The organism is Streptomyces sp. NPDC000941 (assembly GCF_053599555.1).
In genome coordinates, this window is the sequence record NZ_JBSFMM010000457.1 from 1 (window position 1) to 3,265 (window position 3,265).

A 3,265-nucleotide genomic window follows, 5' to 3' on the forward strand; every position below is an offset into this window, starting at 1 on the left:
ACCATCGGCATCGACCCCGCCGACGGCACGATCGCGATGGTGCTGCCCGGTCCCCTGCGCCAGGCGTACGCCAACGCCCCGCGCGGGCGTTATGTGCTGGATGCGGCGGCGAACTTCAGCCACCGGGGCGCGCAGTGCGCGGACCGGATCGCCTCGGGCGCCTCGGTCCGCTATGACATCACCTACGACCCGGCCCGCGGACGCTGGTACCTGGATGCCTCCTGGTCCACCACCGCCAAGGGCCAGACCGCCCCGGCCCCGGCCCTTGAGACGCTGCGCCGGCATGCGGTGCTCGCTGTGGATGTGAACGCCGATCACCTGGCCGCCTGGGTCCTGGATCCCTGTGGCAATCCCGTCGGCGCTCCCCACACGATCCCTCTGGAACTGTCCGGACTGCCGGCCACCACCCGCGACGCACGCTTGCGCGCGGCAACCTCCCAGCTCCTGCACCTCGCCCAGCGGCATGAGTGTGCGGCGTTGGTGATCGAGAACCTGGACTTCGCTGACGCCCGCGCCACCGGGCGGGAGAAGCTGGGCCGTGGGCGGCGCGGCAGGGCTTTCCGCCGCATGGTGGCGGGGATCCCGACGGCCAAGTTCCGTGACCGCCTGTCCGGGATGGCCCACCACGCCGGACTCTCCGTGATCGCGGTCGACCCGGCGTACACGAGTAAATGGGGCGCCCAGCACTGGCTGAACCCCTTGAAGGAGCAGACTTCCACCAGCTCGGCCACCGCCGTGAGCGGGCATCATGCCGCCGCGGTGGTCGTCGGCAGACGCGGTCTGGGCCGTAGGGCCCGACGCAGGCATGACGGACCCCGCCAAACCCCTGCCACCACCGCCTTGCGGCGTGCTGAGACAGGGGCCGTGCGACCGGAGGATCGCACCGGGACAACCGCCCCCGCAGCGTCGAGTCACCACACCTCAGACCGCACGGAGCGGACAGCTCCGGCACGGACCTCGCGCAGCACCCCCGCGGTGCGTCAGACGCGAGCGCGCCCACCCGGAAAGCACCCGCCCCAGGGCCCCAACACCGTTCGGGGGCCCAGCATCCACGACCAGCAACTCAAGCTGTTCGGAATGCCCGGTACAGCCAATACTGGCCAATCAGCTTAGGAACGGTACAGTCCCCCCGAGGCGAGAAGGGGGTGCGGTCCATGCCGACCGGGGTGGCCCTGCGCGATGCGCGCGAGCAGCTGTTCGGCGCCGCCGAGCGCGTACTCCTGCGGGACGGGCCCAGCGCGCTGACCAGCCGGGCGGTCACCACGGAGGCGGGCTGCGCCAAGGGGGTCCTGCACCGGCACTTCGCCGACTTCGACGCCTTCCTCGCCGAGCTCGTGCTCGACCGCATCGCCCGGCTCGACCACCAGGCCGCCGCCCTGCGCGGGTCCGCCGGGACCGGCACCGTCGCCGACAACCTCACCCGCGCGCTGATGGAGCTGTTCGAGTCGGTCGCCGTGGCCGTCGTCGGCCTCGTCATCTCCCGCGACGACCTGCGCGCCCGGCTGCGCGAGGCCCGGCCGACGACCGGGCTCCCGGTGCTGACCGAGGCGGCGGCCATGGTCGCCGGCTACCTCGCCGCCGAGCGCGACCTGGGGCGTATCGCGGCGGACGCGGACCTCGACACGCTCGCCCCCACGCTGATCGGGGCCGCGCATCTGCTGTTCGCCGACCGGAAGGGTACCCCGCCCGAGGCCGACGCCGTCCGCAAGGTCGTGACCACGGTCATCGCCGGGCCCTGAGCCGCCCGGGGTCCGAACCGCCCTGGCCCCGAACAGCCCGGGCTGAACCGCCCGGGTCCGAACCCCCGCCCGGCGGCTCTACGGCCCGACCACCGGCGTCCACTCCCGCACCCGTACCACCTCGACCCCCGCCACGCCGTAGTACGGATCCGCCTCCAGGATCCGGTCCAGGCGCTCCCGGTCCACGTCGAGGACGAGGAGCGCGCCCGTGTCGTCCGCCCACGGCCCGGCCGTCACCAGTTCGCCCGCCTCGCGCAGGGCGGTGAGGCGTTCGCGGTGGGCGGGGCGGGCGGCCAGGCGTTCGGGGGCGGGGGCGAAGGCGAGTTCTACGACCAGCATGGGGCCGTCCCTTCTCGGTGTTGTCCGGACTCGTTGTTGTCCGGCGGAACGTATCGTCGGCGCGGCCGGGCGGGCTGTATCAGCTGATACACGGGCGGCTGACGCGGGGCGCCTGACGGGTCGTTCGACACTCCGCCCGCGCCTGTGCGACGATCGCGGCGACAGAATCCATGAGGTTCGTCGACGCCAGGTCGGTCGGTGGAGCGCGTCGGCGTGCTCGCTCGTCGCGAGCACGGCCCGGCTCCGCCCTGCGGCGCGTTGTCAGGTCGTTCTCGGGACCGAGCCCGTCCCGAAAGGACCATTCGTGACCACCGACCCATTCGAAATGACCGACGGCGACTACGTTCCCGATCCCGAACACGACACAGCGCTGCTGATCGCCGGTTTCTTCGACCACATCTCCGCCACGCTGCAAAAGCAGGCACTGCCGCCCGGCGAACTCGTCTCCGCGATGCGTGAGCGGCACGCGGAGCTGGAAGCGGCGAACGCGCATATGGCCGTCGACGAGCCCTCGCGCTACAACCTCCGCATCACCCTCGCGGTGGTCGCGGCGTACGAAAAGCTGCTCCCGCGGCTGGGCCGCGACGCCGCCACCCGCGCGGTACGGAACGCGCTGGTCGAACCGCTCGGCGAGGCGGTTTACGCGAGCACCCGGGCCATGCTGGACGCCGCGCCGGATCCGTTCCGGGCGATGGTGGACGTGTCGAAGGCCCGCGAGGAGTACGCCTTCGGCAAGACCTTCACCTTTCAGCGCCCCGCCGACGACGATCAGCGATATCTGCTGGACATTCACCGCTGCTTCTACCACGAAGTGCTCGCGGCGAATTCCGCCAGTGAACTGACGCCCGTCATGTGTGCGTTCGACGGGAACTGGATCGAGGCGATCGACCCGGAAAGGCACGGGTTCCGCTTCGACCGTGCCACCACCATCGGCCTGGGCGGCGCCACCTGCCCGTTCCATTTCACCCGCACCGCGCCCTGAGCGACGTCCCGGGTCGGTAGCTTTTGAGGGCCGATCCGCCCAAGTAAGTCAAGACTTACTTTCTCGGGAATTCGGCCGCATAGTGGTGGGGCCGCATTACCGAGAGGAGCCAAGTGTTGTGGCAGGCCACAGATAACGCCGCTAACGCCGCGCGGGGGCAGGTGGAGGTGGAGCAGACCCAAGTGTCCGCCCAGTACGGACTGAT

The 3,265-nt window shown here is 71.1% G+C and carries 3 protein-coding genes and 1 pseudogene; 3 read left to right on the top strand and 1 reads right to left on the bottom strand.

All coding sequences use genetic code 11. The annotated features are described in order from the left end of the window. Both ACWDSL_RS52595 and ACWDSL_RS52600 read left to right on the top strand, forming a co-directional pair. Positions 1-1,113: pseudogene (locus ACWDSL_RS52595) on the top strand (hypothetical protein); the annotation flags it as partial. A gap of 41 nt (positions 1,114-1,154) precedes the next feature. After that, entirely contained in the window at positions 1,155-1,739 is a 585-nt protein-coding gene (locus ACWDSL_RS52600) for a TetR/AcrR family transcriptional regulator (protein ID WP_450496787.1), read from the top strand. Positions 1,740-1,817: 78 nt separating this feature from the next. On the opposite strand, the gene ACWDSL_RS52605 is transcribed toward ACWDSL_RS52600, so the two are convergent. Beyond that, positions 1,818-2,078 carry a YciI family protein gene (locus ACWDSL_RS52605; RefSeq protein ID WP_450496788.1) on the bottom strand — a complete coding sequence of 87 codons (261 nt, stop codon included), beginning with the start codon at positions 2,076-2,078 and terminating at the stop codon, positions 1,818-1,820. 304 nt (positions 2,079-2,382) lie between these two features. Here ACWDSL_RS52605 and ACWDSL_RS52610 point away from each other — a divergent pair, with 304 nt between their 5' ends. Further along, entirely contained in the window at positions 2,383-3,060 is a 678-nt protein-coding gene (locus tag ACWDSL_RS52610; protein WP_450496790.1) for an L-2-amino-thiazoline-4-carboxylic acid hydrolase, read from the top strand. Positions 3,061-3,265: the final 205 nt, after the last annotated feature.

Coding starts and splice junctions, on each gene's coding strand:
- ACWDSL_RS52600 (WP_450496787.1), top strand. CDS start 1,155: ATGCCGACCGGGGTGGCCCTGCGCGATGCGCGCGAGCAGCTGTTCGGC.
- ACWDSL_RS52605 (WP_450496788.1), bottom strand. CDS start 2,078: ATGCTGGTCGTAGAACTCGCCTTCGCCCCCGCCCCCGAACGCCTGGCC.